Genomic DNA, 17,696 nt, shown 5'->3' with positions numbered 1-17,696 from the left:
CCCCGGCTGCCTCAGAAGGAGCGTGTCTTGAAGATCATTTCCTGCGGCAGCGTCGATACCGTTGTTGCGCCAGACGCCTACTTCACGGGGCGCGTTCTGCAGACGCCCGTTGTTTCGCTCGAACAGCCGGCGCGACTTCGCGCCACGCTTGTCAGCTTTGAACCCGGCGCCCGCACAGTCTGGCATACGCATCCGCTTGGGCAGACCCTGTATGTAACGGCCGGTGCTGGCTTGGTGCAGCGGGAAGGCGAGCCGGTCCAGCAAATCAGGGCCGGCGACGTTGTTGTTTTCGCGCCCGGCGAAAGGCACTGGCATGGCGCGAGCCCAACCACCGCCATGACGCATCTGGCGATGCAGGAAGCGCTCGAGGGGGAGGCGGTGACGTGGATGGAGCCCGTCAGCGAGGAGCAGTATTCCGGTTCATGACCTTTCGGGGGCTGACGCAACAAAAAGCCCGGCGTGAGGCCGGGCTTTCTTGATGGAGGGGCGCGAAGCTCAGCGCAGCGAAGCGGTGAACCGCTGAATCCGAATACAGGCTTCTTCAAGGAGCTGTTCGGATGTCGCGTAGGAGATCCGGAAGTTGGGGCCTAATCCAAAGGCTGAACCGTGCACCACGGCGACGCCTTCCGCTTCGAGCAGTTCCGACACGAACTCCTCGTCGCTTGCGATCACCTTGCCGGATGGCGCGGTTTTGCCGATCGTGCCTTGGCACGACGGATACACGTAAAAAGCGCCTTCCGGGGTCGGGCAGGAAATGCCGCTCGCCTGGTTGAGCATGGACACAACGAGATCGCGACGGTTCTGGAAGATCGCCTTGTTTTTCGTGATGAAGTCCTGCGGCCCGTTCAGCGCCTCCACAGATGCCCACTGGGCGATGGTGCAGGCCCCGGAGGTTTGCTGCCCCTGGATCATGTCCATCGCCTTGATCAGCGCCACGGGTCCGGCCGCATAGCCGATGCGCCAGCCGGTCATCGCGTAAGCCTTGGAAACGCCGTTCATGGTCAGTGTGCGCTCATAAAGCGCCGGCTCCACTTCCGCGATCGTGCGGAAGGTGAAGTCACCATAGGTCAGGTGCTCGTACATGTCGTCCGTGAGCGTCCAGACATGCGGATGCTTCAGGAGGACATCGGCGATCTCGCGCAGTTCACCTTCCGTGTAAGCGGCGCCGGAGGGGTTCGACGGCGAGTTCATGATCAGCCACTTGGTCTTGGGCGTGATCGCCTTGTCGAGCTCGGCCGCCGTCAGCTTGAAGCCATTGTCGATCGAGGTGTCGGCAAACACGCTGGTGCCGCCGCAGATCGCCACCATCTCCGGATAGCTGACCCAGTATGGGCGCGGGATGACGACCTCGTCGCCCGGGTTGAGCGTCGCCATGAAGGCGTTGAACAGGATCTGCTTGCCGCCCGTGCCGACGATCGTTTGTTCCGGCTTATAGTCGAGGTTGTTTTCGCGCTTGAACTTGGCAGCGATCGCCTCGCGCAAGGGCGCGATTCCAGACACCGGCGGATACTTGGTTTCCCCGCGGTGGATTGCTTCGATTGCGGCATTCTTGATGTTGTCGGGCGTATCGAAATCAGGCTCGCCGGCACCAAGCCCGATCACATCACGACCTTTGGCCTTCAGCTCGCGCGCTTTCTGCGTCACCGCGATGGTCGCGGACGGCTTAACACGGGAAAGGGCGTCGGCCAGGAAAGCCATGGATCTGTCTCCTCAGGGAAGGCGGCTGTTCACCTGCCGCGGCGGAGGTAAAGCCCATCGCGACGCGGAGTTCAAGGCAAACCCATCTGGAAAGACGACTAAGAACGGCGGGGCGACATTAACTGGAGGTAAAAGCTTCCTTTGCTAGATGGGCGTTTATCGAGCTCGTGTTCTGAGTGGATCGATCATGACGCGTACTTCTGCCTTGGCGCATATCGCGCATGGCGCGGACGGCATTCATACGGCGGTTTTCGCATCCTATGTGCTGAAGTCGGCCTTTCAGCCGATTTTCGCCTTTGGCGGAGGCAAGCTCTCCATCGCGGCCTTTGAAGGCCTGATCCGCCCCTTTCGGGGAAACGAGCCCGTGCCGCCCGGTCAGTTCTTCCGCGCGGTTCCGGCGCAGGATCGCTTCACCGTGGAAACGCTGACGCGCACCCTCCACCTCCTGAATGCGGGCGCCTGCCTGACCGAGAGCGCGTCGATCTTCGTGAACTTCGATCCGTCGCAGTTCTGCGACCCTGCTCTGGCCGAAACTGCCCTGCGCGATATGCGGCTTGTGCTGCATCAGGCAGGCATCGATCCCGCCCGCATCGTGTGCGAAATGACCGAGCATGTTTCGACATCAGAAAAGACACTTTTCGCCTTCGTCGAAGCCCTTCGCGCCCACGGCTTCCGCATTGCGGTCGATGACTACGGAGCTGACCACTCCGATATGAGGCGTATCGAACAGCTGAAGCCGGACATCGTGAAGTTCGATGCGCACTGGATCACGCATCTGATGGAGTCAGGCGCGGGCTTCGCGCTCCTGAAAACCATGGTCGCGACGTTCAACGAGCGCGGGATCAAAACGGTCTTCGAAGGGATCGAAGAGGACTGGCAGCTGGAACTCGCAGAAGAGTCCGGCGCCTCCATGGTTCAAGGCTACGTTTTGGCGCGTCCGCAACTCGCACCCACGGAGTTCGGGATCTTCGCCACGCCGGAACCGGAAATCTCCGTGGGCGCGGCGCTTGCGACCCAGCATCTGCCACAGATTACCCCGTCGCACGACCGAGCCGATGCCTTGCCACGGATTGCCGTTGCGCCCGTGCTGTCTCAGCCAGGACGGCCTGGCAAGAGCCGAGTCTTTGGCCGAAGGCAGGCTGCACGATGATTGATGCAACCGCGGTATCCCAGGCCATTCTCGTGGATGAGATCGGGTTGGCGAGCGCCACTTTCGGCCCGTTCATGCTGAAATCCGTGTTTCAGCCCATCTTTGCCGCCGCCGGCGACGAGTTGGCGCCGTGGGGTGCGGAAGCCAAGCTCCGTCCTTTGCGGGACCATCTTCCCGTCCCGTCGGCCATGATTGCGGAGAGCATGGGTGGGGAAGACGTCATCGCCTTCGAAGCTCTGTGCCGGGCGCTGCATCTTCAAAACTATCACATGATCGGCGTGGACGGGCTCAGTCTCTTTTGCAGCGTGGATGCGCGCCACGCATCGAGTGCCAACAGAGCGCTCGACGAACTCGAGTTCCTTTCCGCGCTTGTTCACGAGGTCGGCCTGCCGCCACACCTTCTGGTTTGCAGCCTGGCGGAATGCGAGAAACAGGAAAAAACCGTTCTGCTGCGGCTTGCCACCGCGATCCGCCTGCATGGCTTTTCCCTCGGGGTGGACGATTTCGCTGCTGGCTTTCCAGCGCTGGAGCAAGTGTCGTTCATCAAGCCGGATGTAGTGAAGATCGACGGACCCTGGTTTCGCCGCGTGGCTGGTGTGCCGCGCGCAACCCGGCTTCTGCGGCCGCTCTTTTCAGGCTTTCAAGATGCGGGCGCCGCGGTTCTGGTGGACGGCATCGAAACGGCGTCCCAGCTTGATGCGGCGCTCGAAGCCGGCGCCGTGCTGGTTCAGGGCCCGCTCCTCGGTCAGCCCATGCTGGCAGGCAGCCTTTTTCCCGCTGCACCGATCGAACGCGCCACGCTGACGAGCCCGCAAGGCAATGTGGTGCGGCTTGCGGATCGCCGCCGCCGCATGAATCAACGTCGCTGATCGAACCACAAGAACAATTGGCTGGTTCGTCCCTCCAGCTTCGGCAGAATGCGCGTCCCTTCTTCCGTCGGAGCGACCATGCTGACCCTTTACGGCCAACAAGATAGCGGCAACTGCTACAAGCCGAGGCTGCTGCTGGCCAAGCTTGCGCAGCCGTTTCGCCATGTTGAAGTTAGCGCCATCGACGGCTCGACCCGGCAGGCGTCTTTTCTCCAAAAGAACCCGAACGGGAAGGTTCCCTTGCTTGAGCTGCAGGACGGGCGGCTCCTTGCCGAGTCCAACGCGATTCTGCTTTATCTCGGCGAGGGGACCGGGTTCGTGCCGCGCGATGCTTATGACCGCGCCTTGATGTACCAATGGCTCTTCTTTGAGCAATACAGCCATGAGCCGTATGTCGCGGTGCGCCGGGCGCTGATCATCTATCCTGAGCGGGCCGCAGAGGCGACGCCGGAGAAGCTTGCCGCCAGCCTCGCTGGCGGCAATAAGGCTCTCACTGTAATGGAAAGGCAGTTGGAGAAGACGGCGTTTCTGGTCGGCGCGTCGCTCACCCTGGCCGATCTTGCGCTTTATGCCTACACCCAGGAAGCGGGCCGTGCCGGATTCGACATGAGCCAATTTCCGGCGATAGGCGAATGGCTCCAGCGCGTCCAGGCTGAGCCAGACCATGTGGACATGGCCTGGCTGCCTTCCTGATGCCGATCAGGGTTCGAGCTGACCCTGGGTCGGATCTTCCTGCGCGCTGATATTCGGCTCGTTGCGGGTTTTCCACATCGAGTAGAACACGCCGCCCGCCAGGATGCTGATGGTTGCTACAAGCGACAACAGCGTATCCAGATGGATCCCGAACGGCACGAGGGTCACCTTGATGCCGATCAGCACCAGAACGATCGCCAGCGAGACCTGCAGATAGCGGAACCGGTTCATGGCCGCTGCCAGGGCGAAGTAAAGCGCACGCAGACCCAGGATCGCGAAGATGTTCGAGGTGTAGACGATGAAGGTATCCTGAGTGACCGCGAAAACCGCGGGTACGGAGTCCACCGCAAAGATCAGGTCAACCGCTTCGACCATGATCAGCGCGACACCGAGCGGCGTCAGGAAGCGCACGAGCTTGCCTGTTTTCGGGTCGGGCTGCATCGTCGTGAAATTCCGGCCGTCCAGCACGGACGTGATGCGGAACCGCCGCCGCAGGAAATTGTAGATCGCGTTTTGCTCGAGATCCGGCTCCTCGTCCTTGTGCGAGAACATCTTGATGCCGGTGAAGATCAGGAAGGCGCCGAAAACCGCCAGGATCCAGTTGAACTGGTAAACCAATGCCGCACCCACACCGATCAGGATCGCGCGGAACAGGATGACACCGAGGATGCCCCAGAACAGCACGCGATGCTGGTAAAGCCGTGGGATCCCCAGGAAGCCGAAGATCGTGGCGATGACGAACATGTTGTCCATCGCCAGGCTCTGCTCGATCAGGTAGCCGGTGTAGAACTCAAGCCCGGCCTCAGAGCCGCGCGACCACCAAACCCAGGCGCCGAAGAGCATCGCGATGCTGACATAGCCTGCATAGAGTGTCAGGCTTTCCCTTGCCGAGATCTCGTGTTCGTCGCGATGGAGGACGCCGAGATCAAAGACCAGAAGGCCGATGACGATGGCGAGAAACGCCACCCAGAAGTAGACAGGAGTACCAAGAAAATCGCCCATAAGGGCGCCGAGAAGCGCATCCATTTTGCCGGACCATCTGCCAATTGAACATTGGAGTAGCTCCGACATCACGAGGCAGCTTGGACGCTGCTTCGCCAGAGGGGCCCGGCACTACAGCGGCGAAATTGGATCGGGTCCGACACGAAATCAAGGGCAGCAGCGAAAAATCTGGCTCATGCTGCAAAGAAAAAAGGCGGGTTGCCCCGCCTTTTTCGAAACCGTCGCTTCGTTTGAACGAAGGGATCAGCCAGCCGAAGTGATGTTCTGCGCAGCGGACTTGCCGGTGCGGCGATCCTGAGCCACTTCGAAGTTGATCTTCTGACCTTCGTTCAACGAGGTCATGCCTGAACGCTCAACGGCCGAGATGTGGACGAAAACGTCCGGGCCGCCCTGGTCAGGCTGGATAAAACCGTAACCCTTTGTGGTGTTAAACCACTTCACGGTTCCTGTCGGCATGTGAACTTCCTGTCGTCTGCGGTTTTCTACAATCCGTGAACCACGGATAGATGGGTTCGAAATTTTGGGATTGACGTCAGAAAACGCGCGCAGCGCGGGCCAGAGGTCCGATCAGCCGAAATTCCAATCGCCATTTAACTGGCGCGTGCGAAAAGATCAAGACGGAGCAGGCTCTTGCGGCCGCGTCTGCTTCACGCGTCAGAACGCGAAGCTTGCTTGCTGCCCATCTTGCGGCGGTTTCGCCCCCTCAAGCTGGAGCAGGCGCATCTTCGTGATAATGCCGCCCGGTGCCGAAAAGCCGACCAGTTTGCCGTTCGCTCCCACGACGCGATGACAGGGCACAATGAGCGGCCAGGGGTTACGTGCCATGATCTGACCGACGCCGAGGGCGCCGCCTGCAGCCTTTGCCCGTCGGGCCACTTCGCCATAGGTGATCGTTTGACCATGCTCAACAGCGCGCAGGCACTCGTAGATGCGGCGATCTCCAGCGGAAGCGGCGGTCCAATCGAGCCGCACGTCGCTGAAACACGGCTGGCCACCGTCGGTGTAGAGGTGGACCCGCCGGATCAGGTCCTCCACCCAGCCAACAGGATCCTGCTCTCTGATCGGCCCCATCCGCGGCGCCAGCGTCGCGACATCCTCTTCTTGCCTCGGCAAGCGGAAGCTTCGGACGCCGTGTTCCGACCAAACGAGTCCCATTCGGCCTAATCGTGTGTCGAAAAAATGCGCCGCCAGCACCAAACGAGTAAGCCCTTGTGCTTCAACAACAAAGTTGCAGAACGATATGAACGTAAGGGGAACACAGGCTTGATTGAAGCGCAAGCCGGAACTTAACAAAGCCTTATGCCGGGTTGAAGCAAGGTCTGTGGTCCTGTAGGCAGCGTCTGGGGTTGGGCAGTTCGAGCATCAAAAAGGGAGCGGTAAACCTTTGCCGACCAGCACGACTTGCTTGCGCATCCTGGGTGTCGCCGGACTTCTGGCGAGTGCCGGATGCACCGCCACTTCCGGGTCCAACCAGACAGCTTCGCTCGCGCCCGTTGGGCAACCGGCCCCCACTGTGGTTGCTGCCGGCCTACCGGACAGCATGGATGTGGCAAGCGCTGATCGCGAAACCGCGGTTGCCGATGCGTCGCTCAAAGGCACCGTGATTTCAGCCGTTGCTTATGCAAGCGCAACGCCCCCGAGCGGTGGGCTTGCGGCCTTGCAGAACGCAGTCACAACCGAATCCACGCAACCCGCAACGCCGGATGCCGCTTCGGTTGCGGCGGAACTGCGCACAGGGCAGGGCGATGGCGTTCCCTCGGCAGGCGTTGTTGCCAGCGCGGCAACCGCCACGCCTGCTCCCGCTGTCCTTTCTGCCGCGAGCACCCCAGCCGTTGTGGCGGCACCTGCGGTTGCGAAACCGGTTGTTCTTGCCTCACTCAACACGACCGCGCCGAAAGAGCCCGTTGCCGCGCGCAGCCCGGAACTCGACGCGCTGATTGCCCGCTATGCGCAGGTTTATCAGGTTCCGCTTGAACTGGTCCGCCGCGTGGTGAAACGGGAAAGCACCTTCAACCCAGCGGCACGCAACGGCCCTTATTGGGGCCTCATGCAAATCCGCCACGACACGGCTAAAGGCATGGGCTACCAGGGTACCGCCAGCGGCTTGCTCGACGCTGAAACCAACCTGACCTATGCCGTGAAATATCTTCGCGGCGCGTTCATCACCGCCAAGGGTGATCACGATCAGGCCGTGAAATATTACTCCCGCGGCTATTACTACGATGCGAAGAAGCGCGGTCTTCTTGAAGAAGCCGGTTTGCGTCCGGGCAAGGCAGCCGCTTCCGTTCAGGTTGCATCAGCCGACGCCGCGGCAAAGAAACACGCCGAACTCGATCGTGGCAGCCGGCTGGTTGTTCAGTCTTTGCCGGGCGTCGCGCAAACGGCTGGAGCGCCGACGCTGTCCCTCACCGACTGAGGGGTGCAGGAAAGTCGCCTTGTGGAGAGACAGGTCGGCCCGGGTTTTTTTGACGCCATGTCAGTTTTTCTTGTGAAGCTCTGACCCGCTTTTCAGAACCCGGTCGCCGTCTTCCTGCTTCACCAGAAAAGCAGGTTCATCCTTGGATGCGTTGCGCTTGACCTTCGTGCCCTTGATGGTGCGCTGGACGGGCTTGGTGAACTTTTCGGCCACCTCGCCTTCCGCCTTGCTGCCACCCCAGTTCCACTCGACCTTCGATCCCTTGGCGATGTTGCTCATGGTTGATCCCTTTGCTTGTGCGTGAATGCAAAACAAAGGGCAAGTGACGCGGGTTCCGTCAGGTTATCGACAGATCTCCGGAAGGGGATGGTCTCCTGACTGTGCTGACAGGAGACCTCAGATCGTCAGCGAAAATAATCCTGCAGAGGCCGTACTTCGAGGCTGCCGGCCTTGAGGGCGGCGATGGCCTCCGCAACAGCGGCAGCACCCGCGAGCGTGGTGTAATAAGGCACCTTCTGCATCAGGGTTGCGCGGCGCAGCGACTTGGAGTCCGAGAGCGCCTTTTGCCCATCGGTGGTATTGAACACCAGTTGCACCTGCCGATTGCGGATGGCGTCCTCGATGTGTGGACGACCTTCTAGGACCTTGTTGATCTTTTCCACCTCGATGTCGTGCTCGCGCAGGTAGCGGGCAGTGCCTGAGGTGGCGACAACCTTGAAGCCCAACTCGGCAAGCTTCTTCACCGAAGGGAGCACGCGCTCCTTGTCCTCGTCGCGCACCGAAACAAACAGCGTGCCAGAGCGCGGGAGATCGACGCCGGCTCCCAACTGCGACTTCGCAAACGCCAGCGCATAATCCTTGTCGAGGCCAATCACCTCGCCCGTGGAGCGCATCTCGGGTCCGAGCAGGATGTCGACGCCGGGAAAACGGGCAAAGGGGAACACGGCTTCCTTCACCGCGATGTGGCCGAGCTTGTGCGGGTTCGGCTTCGTTCCATAGTGCCCGAATGCCTGCTCAAGCGTTTCGCCGGCCATGATCCGGGCCGCGATCTTGGCGATCGGCCGGCCCACGGTCTTTGCCACGAAGGGTACCGTACGCGACGCGCGCGGATTGACTTCGAGCACAAAGATGGCGCCATCCTTGATGGCGTACTGCACGTTCATCAGGCCGCCGACATCCAGTGCGCGCGCCATGGCCGCCGTCTGGCGCTCCAACTCGGCAACCAGTTCGTCGGACAGCGAGTGCACCGGCAAGGAACAGGCGCTGTCGCCCGAATGAATGCCGGCCTCCTCGATGTGCTCCATGATGCCCGACACATACACGTCTTCGCCGTCGCAAAGAGCGTCGACGTCGACCTCGATCGCGTCCGTCAGATAAGTGTCGAACAGAAGCGGGTTCTTGCCAAGCAGCGTGTTGATCTGGCCGGTCTTGTCGTTCGGGTACTTCTGCTTGATGTCTTCGGGAACGAGGCCCGGCACGGTGTCGAGCAGGTAATTCTGCAACTGGCCGGCATCATGGACGATCTGCATGGCGCGGCCGCCGAGCACGTAGGAGGGCCGCACCACCAGCGGGAAGCCGAGTTCGCCCGCCACCAGCCGCGCCTGCTCGACCGAATAGGCGATGCCGTTCTTGGGCTGCAGGAGGCCGAGCTTGTGCAGGAGCTTCTGGAAGCGGTCGCGATCTTCGGCGAGGTCGATCGCATCCGGCGACGTTCCCAGGATCGGAATGCCCGCCTTTTCCAGCGCGGCGGCGAGCTTGAGCGGCGTTTGACCGCCGAACTGCACAATAACCCCATGCAGCGTACCGGCCTGCTGCTCCTTGCGCAGGATTTCCAGCACGTCCTCATCGGTCAGCGGCTCGAAATACAGGCGATCCGACGTGTCGTAGTCGGTGGAAACCGTTTCCGGGTTGCAGTTGATCATGATCGATTCATAGCCTGCCTCGGCCAGCGCGAAGGCCGCGTGACAGCAGCAATAATCGAACTCGATGCCCTGGCCGATGCGGTTCGGACCGCCGCCCAGGATCACGACCTTCTTGGCGTCAGACACGCGCGCTTCGTCAGCCATCTGGCCGGCAAACGGCACTTCATAGGTGGAATACATGTAGGCGGTGGGTGCCGCGAACTCCGCTGCACAGGTGTCGATGCGCTTGTAAACCGGATGAACGTCGAGCTTTTCGCGAATCTTCTGAACCGCTTGCGCGTCGCTCTTCACAAGCGAGCCGAGCCGGGCGTCGGAGAAGCCCATCGCCTTGAGGCGGCGCAGGTTCTTGGCATCCTTAGGCAAGCCGTGCTCGCGTACACGGCTTTCCATGGCGATGATGCCGGCGATCTGCTCCAGAAACCACGGATCGATCTTGCACATCTCGTGCACGTCTTCGAGCGACGTGCCCATGCGGATCGCCTGCGCCACCATGCGCAGCCGGTCCGGCGTCGGTGTGCCAAGCGCGGCCCGGATGGCGTTGCGATCTTCGCCGAGGCCGAGCCCCGGGATCTCGATCTCGTCCAGGCCGGTGAGGCCGGTTTCGAGACCGCGCAGCGCCTTCTGCAGGCTTTCAGGGAAGGTGCGGCCGATCGCCATGACCTCGCCGACCGACTTCATGGCGGTGGTCAGAACATTGTCGGCGCCGGGAAACTTCTCGAAGGCAAAGCGTGGGATCTTGGTGACGACGTAGTCGATCGACGGCTCGAAGGACGCGGGCGTTGCGCCACCGGTAATGTCGTTTTCCAACTCGTCCATCGTGTAGCCGACCGCAAGCTTGGCGGCGATCTTGGCGATCGGGAAGCCAGTGGCCTTGGAAGCCAGCGCGGAGGAGCGCGATACGCGCGGGTTCATCTCGATCACGACAAGGCGTCCATCGGCCGGGTTCACGGCGAACTGCACGTTGGAGCCGCCGGTTTCCACGCCGATCTCGCGCAGCACCGCGATCGAGGCGTTGCGCATCATCTGGTATTCTTTGTCGGTCAGCGTCAAAGCCGGCGCGACGGTGATCGAGTCGCCGGTGTGAACGCCCATCGGATCGAGGTTCTCGATGGAGCACACGATGATGCAATTGTCCGCCTTGTCGCGGACGACCTCCATCTCATACTCCTTCCAGCCGAGAACGCTTTCTTCGATCAGCACTTCCGTTGTTGGCGACGCATCCAGCCCGGACGCGACGATGTCGAAGAATTCGGCACGGTTGTAGGCGATACCGCCGCCCGTGCCGCCCATGGTGAAGGAGGGGCGGATGATCGCGGGCAGGCCGACATGGTCGAGCGCCTGCGCCGCAATCCCCATTGCGTGGCTGACATAACGCTGCTTGCGGTCGCCCTCGCCGAGGTTCCATTCGGTTTCGAGCGCATCAAGCCGTGCGTCGAGATCGTCCGGGTTGCTCGCCTTCAGCTCCGCGCGACGCGCCTTGTGCGCATCCTTGTCGGTGTCTTTCACGGCGGAAGCGTTGGCCAGCATCGACTTCGGCGTTTCCAGGCCGATCTTGGCCATGGCTTCGCGGAACAGCGAACGGTCCTCGGCCTTGTCGATCGCTTCGGCATTGGCGCCAATCATCTCGACATTGTAGCGCTCGAGAACACCCATGCGGCGCAGGGACAGCGCCGTGTTCAGGGCGGTCTGGCCGCCCATCGTGGGCAGCAGCGCGTCGGGCCGCTCCTTGGCGATGATCTTGGCCACCACTTCCGGCGTGATCGGCTCGACATAGGTCGCATCCGCCAGTTCCGGATCGGTCATGATGGTGGCCGGGTTGGAATTGACCAGGATGATCCGGTAGCCCTCCGCCTTCAGCGCCTTGCACGCTTGGGTTCCGGAATAATCGAACTCACACGCCTGCCCGATCACGATTGGACCGGCACCGATGATCAGAATGGACTTGATGTCGGTGCGTTTGGGCATGATGGCTTCCGTTTGTCGAACATGTCGCACCGAAAGGCCGGGCGGAATGAACCGGCCGGCTGGGCGCACGCTTAATCTTGGGCTAGGCCGGCCTTATAGGGAAGGTTGCGCGCTTGCGTAACCCCGAAATTGATCCCCATGACAGGATTTGAACCGAAGACGGTTTGCCGGCCGTCAGCCCCGGTCAGTTGTTCGTTGCCGCGGCGGTCTGTGTGGGCGCCTCGCCGTTCTTTTCGCTGCCGATGGAGCGGATCCAGTCGGCCACGACGTTGACGTCGGCATCCCCGAGGAGATGCCCGAGATCCACCGTGTGCTCGGTGATTTTAGCGCCTTTTTCCGCCAAGGCCTTTTCGAGGCCGGGCGCGAGGGGGCCATAGGTGGTGTCGGACTTGCCGGGAACCATCAGGATGGAATCCTTGGCGAGGTTAACGTCCGGCAGGGTGTTCAGGACCATCATCGGGCGCAAGAGTGCGGCCCGTTGCACCAGCTCCGGATGCAGCATCGAAACAGCGGCAAGAAGGTTCGCCCCGTTGGAATAGCCGAGGTAGATCGCCCTGCTGAGGTCGATGCCGTAATCCTTCTGCGCAGCCGTCATGAACTGCGCGAAAGCCTGCGCTTCCGAGCGGACGTCATCCTGGTCGAAAGTTGTAGGGGTGAGGCGCTTGTACCAGCGGTTGATGCCTTCCTGCACGACGCGACCTCGAATGCCGAGCAGGGAAGCGCCGGGGTAAGCTTTGGCGGCGAGGGTCATGAGGCTGTTTTCGTCGCCGCCTGATCCATGCAGCAGGACCATGGTTGGCGAGCCGGTTCTCGAACCGGCCTTGAACTTGGCGACGAAACTGGCGGAGCGCTGCACCGACTCGCTCAACGCGTTCCCCGTTTCTGCAGTTTTCACTGATGCCTTCGGTGCCGCAGGCAGCTTGGCGGCGGCTTGAGCAGCCGACGCCTTCACGGCGCTGCATCCTCCGTGGGGTACATCATCCTTCAATCTCGGCATCACCATTTCGCACTCTGTTGCGGCAAACGCAGAAGAGGCTGAAACGCTGCAGGTGAGAGCAAAACCAAGAAGTGCGGCAAGCTTGAGCATCATGAACCAATCCTTGGGTCGGTTACGGTTGATGTTTGGTTAAGCTGTTCTCGCGTTGCTCGCCCGCGCGCGCCGCCGGACGATGGTCTTGCGTGCGGTTGCTTAGCGCATGACCGAACCGAACGCTGTAGCTTCTCTGCAACGGCCGCGTTCTTGCCGCCGTGTCGCGGAAAAAACGCAGCGTCTGACACTAAATGCTGTTGCGCCTGCAACTCTGTGCGTCTGCTTGAATTATGATGCGGTGTCGGATCGTTCCGGCAAAGCCAGGGGGATCACATGCAGTGGCGCGGTCGCAGACAAAGCTCCAACATCGAGGATCGACGCGGGCGCGGCGGTTTTGGCGGTGGGTTGGGTGGGGGAGGCGGCCGCATCCCGATCCGCACCGCCGGCGGCGGCATCAGCGGCATCATCATCCTCTTGATCGTGGCTTTCGTGTTCGGCATCAACCCGCTTGAGCTTCTTTCCGGCGGAACGGGAGCAGGGCCGTCATCGCAGCAGTATGAAACGACGGACACCGGTGCCAGCGACGAGATGACTCAGTTCGTGGCCACCGTGCTTGCCGAAACGGAAGATACCTGGAACGGCATCTTCCAGGCTGAAGGTCAGGCTTATCAGGAGCCGCGCATGGTGTTGTTCAACAACCAAGTCCAATCCGCCTGCGGCTTTGCATCCTCCGCGACAGGTCCGTTCTATTGCCCTGGTGACCAGCGTGTTTACCTGGACACCAGCTTCTTCCGCGAATTGGAAACGAAGTTCGGCGCCGCCGGCGACTTCGCGCAAGCCTATGTCATCGCCCATGAAGTCGGGCACCACGTGCAGAACCTGATCGGCATCCTGCCGCGCTACCATGAGATGCGGCAGGGCATGTCCCAAGAGGAAGCGAACCGCATGTCCGTTCGCGTCGAACTTCAGGCGGACTGTTTTGCCGGTGTGTGGGCACACTTCACCGACCAGAAGGGCTTGCTTGAAAGTGGCGATGTTGAGGAAGCGCTAAACGCCGCGACGCAGATCGGGGATGATACGCTGCAAAGGCGCAGCCAGGGCTATGTGGTGCCCGAAAGCTTCAACCATGGAACGTCCCAGCAGCGGCGCGACTGGTTTGGCCGAGGTCATTCTTCTGGTCGCCTAAGCGACTGTGATACCTTCAATAATCCAGTGTGACGCAACATCCGCTTAACTGTGTGTGCGGGAACTCAGGGCTTCATTGTCGGATCTGTAAAAGTTGCTGAGCCGTTTTACTTTCCGTTGATTAACTGTTGAGCAGAACTACTCCTGATAATTGGGGGTAGTCTCGAATGCTCTTATCGTTCCGATCTGATCGCGGTGGCAACTTCGCCATTCTTTCCGCCGTGCTGGTCGTGCCTTTGGCGATCAGCGCTGGCGTGATGATCGATCTCTCGACCATCAGCCGAACGAAGACCGAACTGCAGAACGCGCTTGATGCGGCCGCACTTGCGGTGGCACGCGAAGGGGTGAACCTCAGCGACGCGCGTGCCAGGGAGATCGCGGACGGCTTCGTTCGCACCAACTTCGATCCTGCCGTCACGCAACTGAACCTCATCCGCGCTGGCAACAGCGTCACGGTTTCCGGCAACACCAAGGCCCACATGGCGTTTGGCGGCCTGCTTGGTTACGAAAACTGGAACGTTTCTGTCAGTTCGCAGGCTGATATCGCTTACGCGAAATATGAAATCGCTCTCGTCCTCGACACGACGGGCTCGATGGCGGGCGGCAAGCTGATTGCCATGAAGGATGCGGTACTCGGCCTAATTGATACGATGTCGGCCCAGGTGACCAATCCGGACGACCTGAAGTTCAGCCTGGTCCCCTTCTCGAGCTTCGTGAATGTCGGATCCCAGTTCGGCCCGAAGTTTGACAACGATGGTCAGCAGATCCCCGGGACGGGCGCGCCTTGGCTCGATCTTGCAGGTCTCGTGCCTTTGCCGCAGATGGAGCTCGAAGCGGGGGTTTCGCGCTTCCAACTCGCCTACAACACAAGCCAACCCTGGTCTGGATGTGTTGAGACCCGGGTGTCGGCGGACGATTTCGACGTGTCCGACGAGTTGCCCGTGAAAGGGAAAGTGAACAGCCTGGTTGTTCCAGCCTTCGCGATCGATGAGCCCGCCACCGGCGGCTACGACAACAATTACATCGCATCAGAGGTCCAGCCGACGGATAAAACAACTCGCGCGAGGGCCCAAAAGCTCTTCAAATATGGCGTGCCGGAAGAAGAGATTGAGGACCTGCTGGGGATCGGCGACGTGACGGCTGTGCTCGGTTCAAGCGGCGATGAAGATGACGGAAATGAAGACGAAGACGAAGGCGAAGATGAAGACGATGAGAACCCTAAGCAGCGATCCAAGATCAAGCACAGCAAGGTCAAGATCGACGATGGCATTTCCCTCAACACCCGCTACAAGAAGGGCCCGAATTTCGGCTGCGTGACCGAACCGATCTCGCCGCTATCCAACAGCTATGTCTCGTTGAAAAACAGCGTTCGAGACCTCCAGGCGCGAGGAAACACCAACATCCTTGAAGGTGTGGTCTGGGGCATGAGGGCACTTTCCCCCGGCGAGCCTTTCACGGAAGGCGCTTCCCTCGAGGAGGAAGTCGGCCTGCAGAAGATCATGATCGTGCTGACGGATGGTGCCAACACGCTTGGCAACCGGGGCCACGCGCTTGGGTCGATCTACTCTAGCTTCGGGTACCTGGCGGATGGGCGGCTCGGCATTTCGTCGGGTGGCGATACCGCAACGAACACGGCCATGAACAGCAAGACGTCCAAGGCGTGCGAAAACGCCAAAAAGACTGGTATAACCGTGTTCACGATCCGCCTGGAAGAACCCGACGTGAAAACCGGGTCCCTTCTCCAGGATTGCGCAACGAGCCCCGGCCACTACTTCGATGCCCCGTCACGGGCGCAACTCGATGGCATCTTTCAGTCCATCCAGGACAAGATCGTGCGGGTCAGGATCTCGTCTTAAAGATCAGCGCTCGGCGAGCTGCGGCTCGCCGCGACGTTCGTGGATCAGGTTCACGAAGCGGCGGAACAGATAATGCGAGTCCTGAGGCCCCGGTGAGGCCTCAGGATGGTGCTGGACAGAAAACACGGGCTTGCCAGCAAGAGCGATGCCGCAGTTCGAGCCGTCGAACAGCGAAACATGCGTCTCGGACACGCCGTCCGGCAAGGACGAGCTATCCACTGAGAAGCCGTGGTTCATCGACACGATCTCAACCTTGCCCGTGGTGTGATCCTTCACGGGGTGGTTGGCGCCGTGGTGCCCTTGATGCATCTTGGTTGTCTTGGCGCCCGCGGCGAGAGCCAGGATCTGGTGGCCGAGGCAGATGCCGAACATCGGCAGATCAGCCTGGAGCAGATCGCGGATCACTGGAACCGCATATTGGCCCGTGGCTTCCGGATCGCCGGGTCCGTTCGACAAGAAGATGCCGTCCGGCTTCATTGCGAGAATATCTTCTGCCTTGGTTTGTGCCGGAACCACCGTCACCTTTGCGCCAAGCCCGGACAGAAGGCGCAGGATGTTGCGCTTAACGCCATAATCGATCGCCACGACATGCATGGTTGGTTCGGCCTGCTCGCCGAAACTTTCGCCCCAGGCCCAGGGCGTTTCGTTCCAGACCGAGCTTTGTCCCGAGGTGACCTCTTTTGCGAGGTCTAGGCCGACGAGGCCGGACCAGGCCTTCGCCTTTGCCTGAAGGGCAGGAATATCGAACTGGCCATGCGGATCATGGGCAATCGCCGCATGCGGTGCCCCCTTGTCGCGGATCAGCGCGGTCAGGGCGCGCGTATCGATGCCCGAAAGAGCGACAATGCCGCGCCGCTTCAGCCACTCGTCCAGATGCGCAACGGAGCGGTAGTTCGAGGGATTGGTGACGTCGGCCTTGAAGATCGCACCGACCGCGCCGTGGCGCGCAGCTGGTGTCAGATCCTCGATGTCTTCGTTATTGGCGCCGACATTGCCGATATGGGGAAAGGTGAAGGTGACGATCTGCCCGACATAGGAGGGGTCGGTCAGGATTTCCTGGTAGCCGGTCAAGGCGGTGTTGAAGCAGACTTCCGCTACCGCTTCGCCCGTGGCGCCCAGGCCAACGCCCTCGATCACCGTGCCGTCCGCCAGCACCAGCACCGCGGTTGCCGCTTCCTCGCTCCAGGCTTCGGCAGACTGACCGTTGATCGCCTTGTCCATCTCAGTTCTCCACCGCGCGCGCCGGAACGCCGCTTGAAAGCATGTTTGTCAAAAGCCATATGGCGGAACGAAGCCGGGCAAGCAAAACGCTTCTGCGCCGGAACGACCTCCACATAATGTCGTAATTGCTTGCGGACAACCCGAAAGCGGGCCGGCAAGGGCGTTTCGCCCACCTACGAAACCGACTAAATCTTGGTCAAAGGAGACCTTACCATGCTGCGCGACACGTTCGCGACTGCCCTCAAGGATGCCATGAGGGGAGGCGACAAGCGTCGTACATCGACGCTGCGATTGATCCTTGCCGCCATCAAGGATCGTGACATCGCCAATCGCGGCGTGGGCAAGGACCCCGTGTCCGACGACGAGATCCTGGCGGTGCTCGGCAAAATGGTGCGTCAGCGTGCCGAGTCGGCCGAGGCATTCGAGCAAGGTGGCCGGATCGAACTGGCGGAACAGGAGCGCGAGGAGATCGCGATCATTCGTGACTTCCTGCCCAAGCAACTGGATGAAGCCGGCATGCGGCAGGCTTGTCGCTCCGTGGTGAACGATATCGGCGCCGGCGGCTTGCGTGACATGGGCAAGTGCATGAACACGCTGAAGGAACGCTACCCAGGCGCCATGGACTTCTCCAAGGCAAGCGGCATCGTCAAGGACATGCTGCAGTAGCGACGCATGCCCGCTGCGGCCTG

General features: G+C 61.0%; 16 protein-coding genes. 8 read left to right on the top strand and 8 right to left on the bottom strand.

Translation table 11 applies throughout. The features are described 5' to 3' along the window. Nucleotides 1-27: 27 nt before the first annotated feature. Nucleotides 28-426 (top strand): (R)-mandelonitrile lyase, encoded by a 399-nt coding sequence (locus J5Y06_RS11535; RefSeq protein ID WP_209335309.1) that lies wholly within the window; start codon nt 28-30, stop codon nt 424-426. A 69-nt stretch (nt 427-495) separates the two neighbouring features. Here the strand turns inward: J5Y06_RS11535 and J5Y06_RS11530 are convergent, their stop codons facing one another. After that, nucleotides 496-1,698: a pyridoxal phosphate-dependent aminotransferase gene (locus J5Y06_RS11530; RefSeq protein WP_209335308.1), complete on the bottom strand. Its 1,203-nt coding sequence runs from the start codon at nt 1,696-1,698 to the stop codon at nt 496-498. 187 nt (nt 1,699-1,885) lie between these two features. Between J5Y06_RS11530 and J5Y06_RS11525 the strand changes: the two genes are divergently transcribed. From J5Y06_RS11525 to J5Y06_RS11515, 3 genes are all read left to right on the top strand, one after another. Further along, nucleotides 1,886-2,848: an EAL domain-containing protein gene (locus J5Y06_RS11525; RefSeq protein ID WP_209335307.1), complete on the top strand. Its 963-nt coding sequence runs from the start codon at nt 1,886-1,888 to the stop codon at nt 2,846-2,848. After that, complete coding sequence (locus J5Y06_RS11520; RefSeq protein ID WP_209335306.1) at nt 2,845-3,717, top strand: EAL domain-containing protein; 873 nt, start codon at nt 2,845-2,847, stop codon at nt 3,715-3,717. Before J5Y06_RS11525 ends, J5Y06_RS11520 begins: the two co-directional genes overlap by 4 nt. Nucleotides 3,718-3,795: 78 nt before the next feature. Next, nucleotides 3,796-4,410 (top strand): glutathione S-transferase family protein, encoded by a 615-nt coding sequence (locus J5Y06_RS11515; protein ID WP_209335305.1) that lies wholly within the window; start codon nt 3,796-3,798, stop codon nt 4,408-4,410. Nucleotides 4,411-4,416: 6 nt separating this feature from the next. Here J5Y06_RS11515 and J5Y06_RS11510 read toward each other — a convergent pair whose 3' ends face one another. From J5Y06_RS11510 to J5Y06_RS11500, 3 genes are all read right to left on the bottom strand, one after another. Continuing rightward, a complete protein-coding gene (locus J5Y06_RS11510; RefSeq protein WP_209335304.1) occupies nt 4,417-5,436 on the bottom strand; it encodes a TerC family protein in 1,020 nt (339 codons plus the stop codon). Nucleotides 5,437-5,655: 219 nt separating this feature from the next. Beyond that, nucleotides 5,656-5,868, bottom strand: a complete 213-nt coding sequence (locus J5Y06_RS11505) for a cold-shock protein (protein WP_209335303.1) — start codon at nt 5,866-5,868, stop codon at nt 5,656-5,658. A gap of 198 nt (nt 5,869-6,066) precedes the next feature. Next, nucleotides 6,067-6,567, bottom strand: coding sequence for a methylated-DNA--[protein]-cysteine S-methyltransferase (locus J5Y06_RS11500; RefSeq protein WP_209335302.1), 501 nt, complete (start codon nt 6,565-6,567; stop codon nt 6,067-6,069). Nucleotides 6,568-6,958: 391 nt separating this feature from the next. On the opposite strand from J5Y06_RS11500, the gene J5Y06_RS11495 reads away from it, so the two are divergent. Beyond that, on the top strand, nt 6,959-7,828 hold the full coding sequence (locus J5Y06_RS11495) for a transglycosylase SLT domain-containing protein (RefSeq protein WP_385931662.1): 870 nt from the start codon (nt 6,959-6,961) through the stop codon (nt 7,826-7,828). A gap of 60 nt (nt 7,829-7,888) precedes the next feature. Here J5Y06_RS11495 and J5Y06_RS11490 read toward each other — a convergent pair whose 3' ends face one another. From J5Y06_RS11490 to J5Y06_RS11480, 3 genes are all read right to left on the bottom strand, one after another. Then, nucleotides 7,889-8,107, bottom strand: coding sequence for a hypervirulence associated TUDOR domain-containing protein (locus tag J5Y06_RS11490; protein WP_209335301.1), 219 nt, complete (start codon nt 8,105-8,107; stop codon nt 7,889-7,891). A gap of 125 nt (nt 8,108-8,232) precedes the next feature. Next, on the bottom strand, nt 8,233-11,715 hold the full coding sequence (gene carB / locus J5Y06_RS11485; protein ID WP_209335300.1) for a carbamoyl-phosphate synthase large subunit: 3,483 nt from the start codon (nt 11,713-11,715) through the stop codon (nt 8,233-8,235). 184 nt (nt 11,716-11,899) lie between these two features. Beyond that, a complete protein-coding gene (locus J5Y06_RS11480; RefSeq protein ID WP_209335299.1) occupies nt 11,900-12,805 on the bottom strand; it encodes an alpha/beta hydrolase in 906 nt (301 codons plus the stop codon). Between the two features lie 273 nt (nt 12,806-13,078). Between J5Y06_RS11480 and ypfJ the strand changes: the two genes are divergently transcribed. Further along, nucleotides 13,079-13,963 carry a KPN_02809 family neutral zinc metallopeptidase gene (ypfJ, locus tag J5Y06_RS11475; RefSeq protein ID WP_209335298.1) on the top strand — a complete coding sequence of 295 codons (885 nt, stop codon included), beginning with the start codon at nt 13,079-13,081 and terminating at the stop codon, nt 13,961-13,963. A gap of 134 nt (nt 13,964-14,097) precedes the next feature. Continuing rightward, nucleotides 14,098-15,786 (top strand): pilus assembly protein, encoded by a 1,689-nt coding sequence (locus J5Y06_RS11470; RefSeq protein WP_209335297.1) that lies wholly within the window; start codon nt 14,098-14,100, stop codon nt 15,784-15,786. A 3-nt stretch (nt 15,787-15,789) separates the two neighbouring features. Here the strand turns inward: J5Y06_RS11470 and carA are convergent, their stop codons facing one another. After that, entirely contained in the window at nt 15,790-17,007 is a 1,218-nt protein-coding gene (gene carA, locus J5Y06_RS11465) for a glutamine-hydrolyzing carbamoyl-phosphate synthase small subunit (protein WP_209335296.1), read from the bottom strand. 216 nt (nt 17,008-17,223) lie between these two features. Here carA and J5Y06_RS11460 point away from each other — a divergent pair, with 216 nt between their 5' ends. After that, on the top strand, nt 17,224-17,673 hold the full coding sequence (locus J5Y06_RS11460; RefSeq protein WP_209335548.1) for a GatB/YqeY domain-containing protein: 450 nt from the start codon (nt 17,224-17,226) through the stop codon (nt 17,671-17,673). Nucleotides 17,674-17,696 lie beyond the last annotated feature (23 nt).

It is taken from the genome of Tianweitania sediminis (assembly GCF_017813335.1).
Lineage (GTDB): Bacteria > Pseudomonadota > Alphaproteobacteria > Rhizobiales > Rhizobiaceae > Tianweitania > Tianweitania sediminis.
This window is presented reverse-complemented; position numbering and strand designations above follow the sequence as displayed.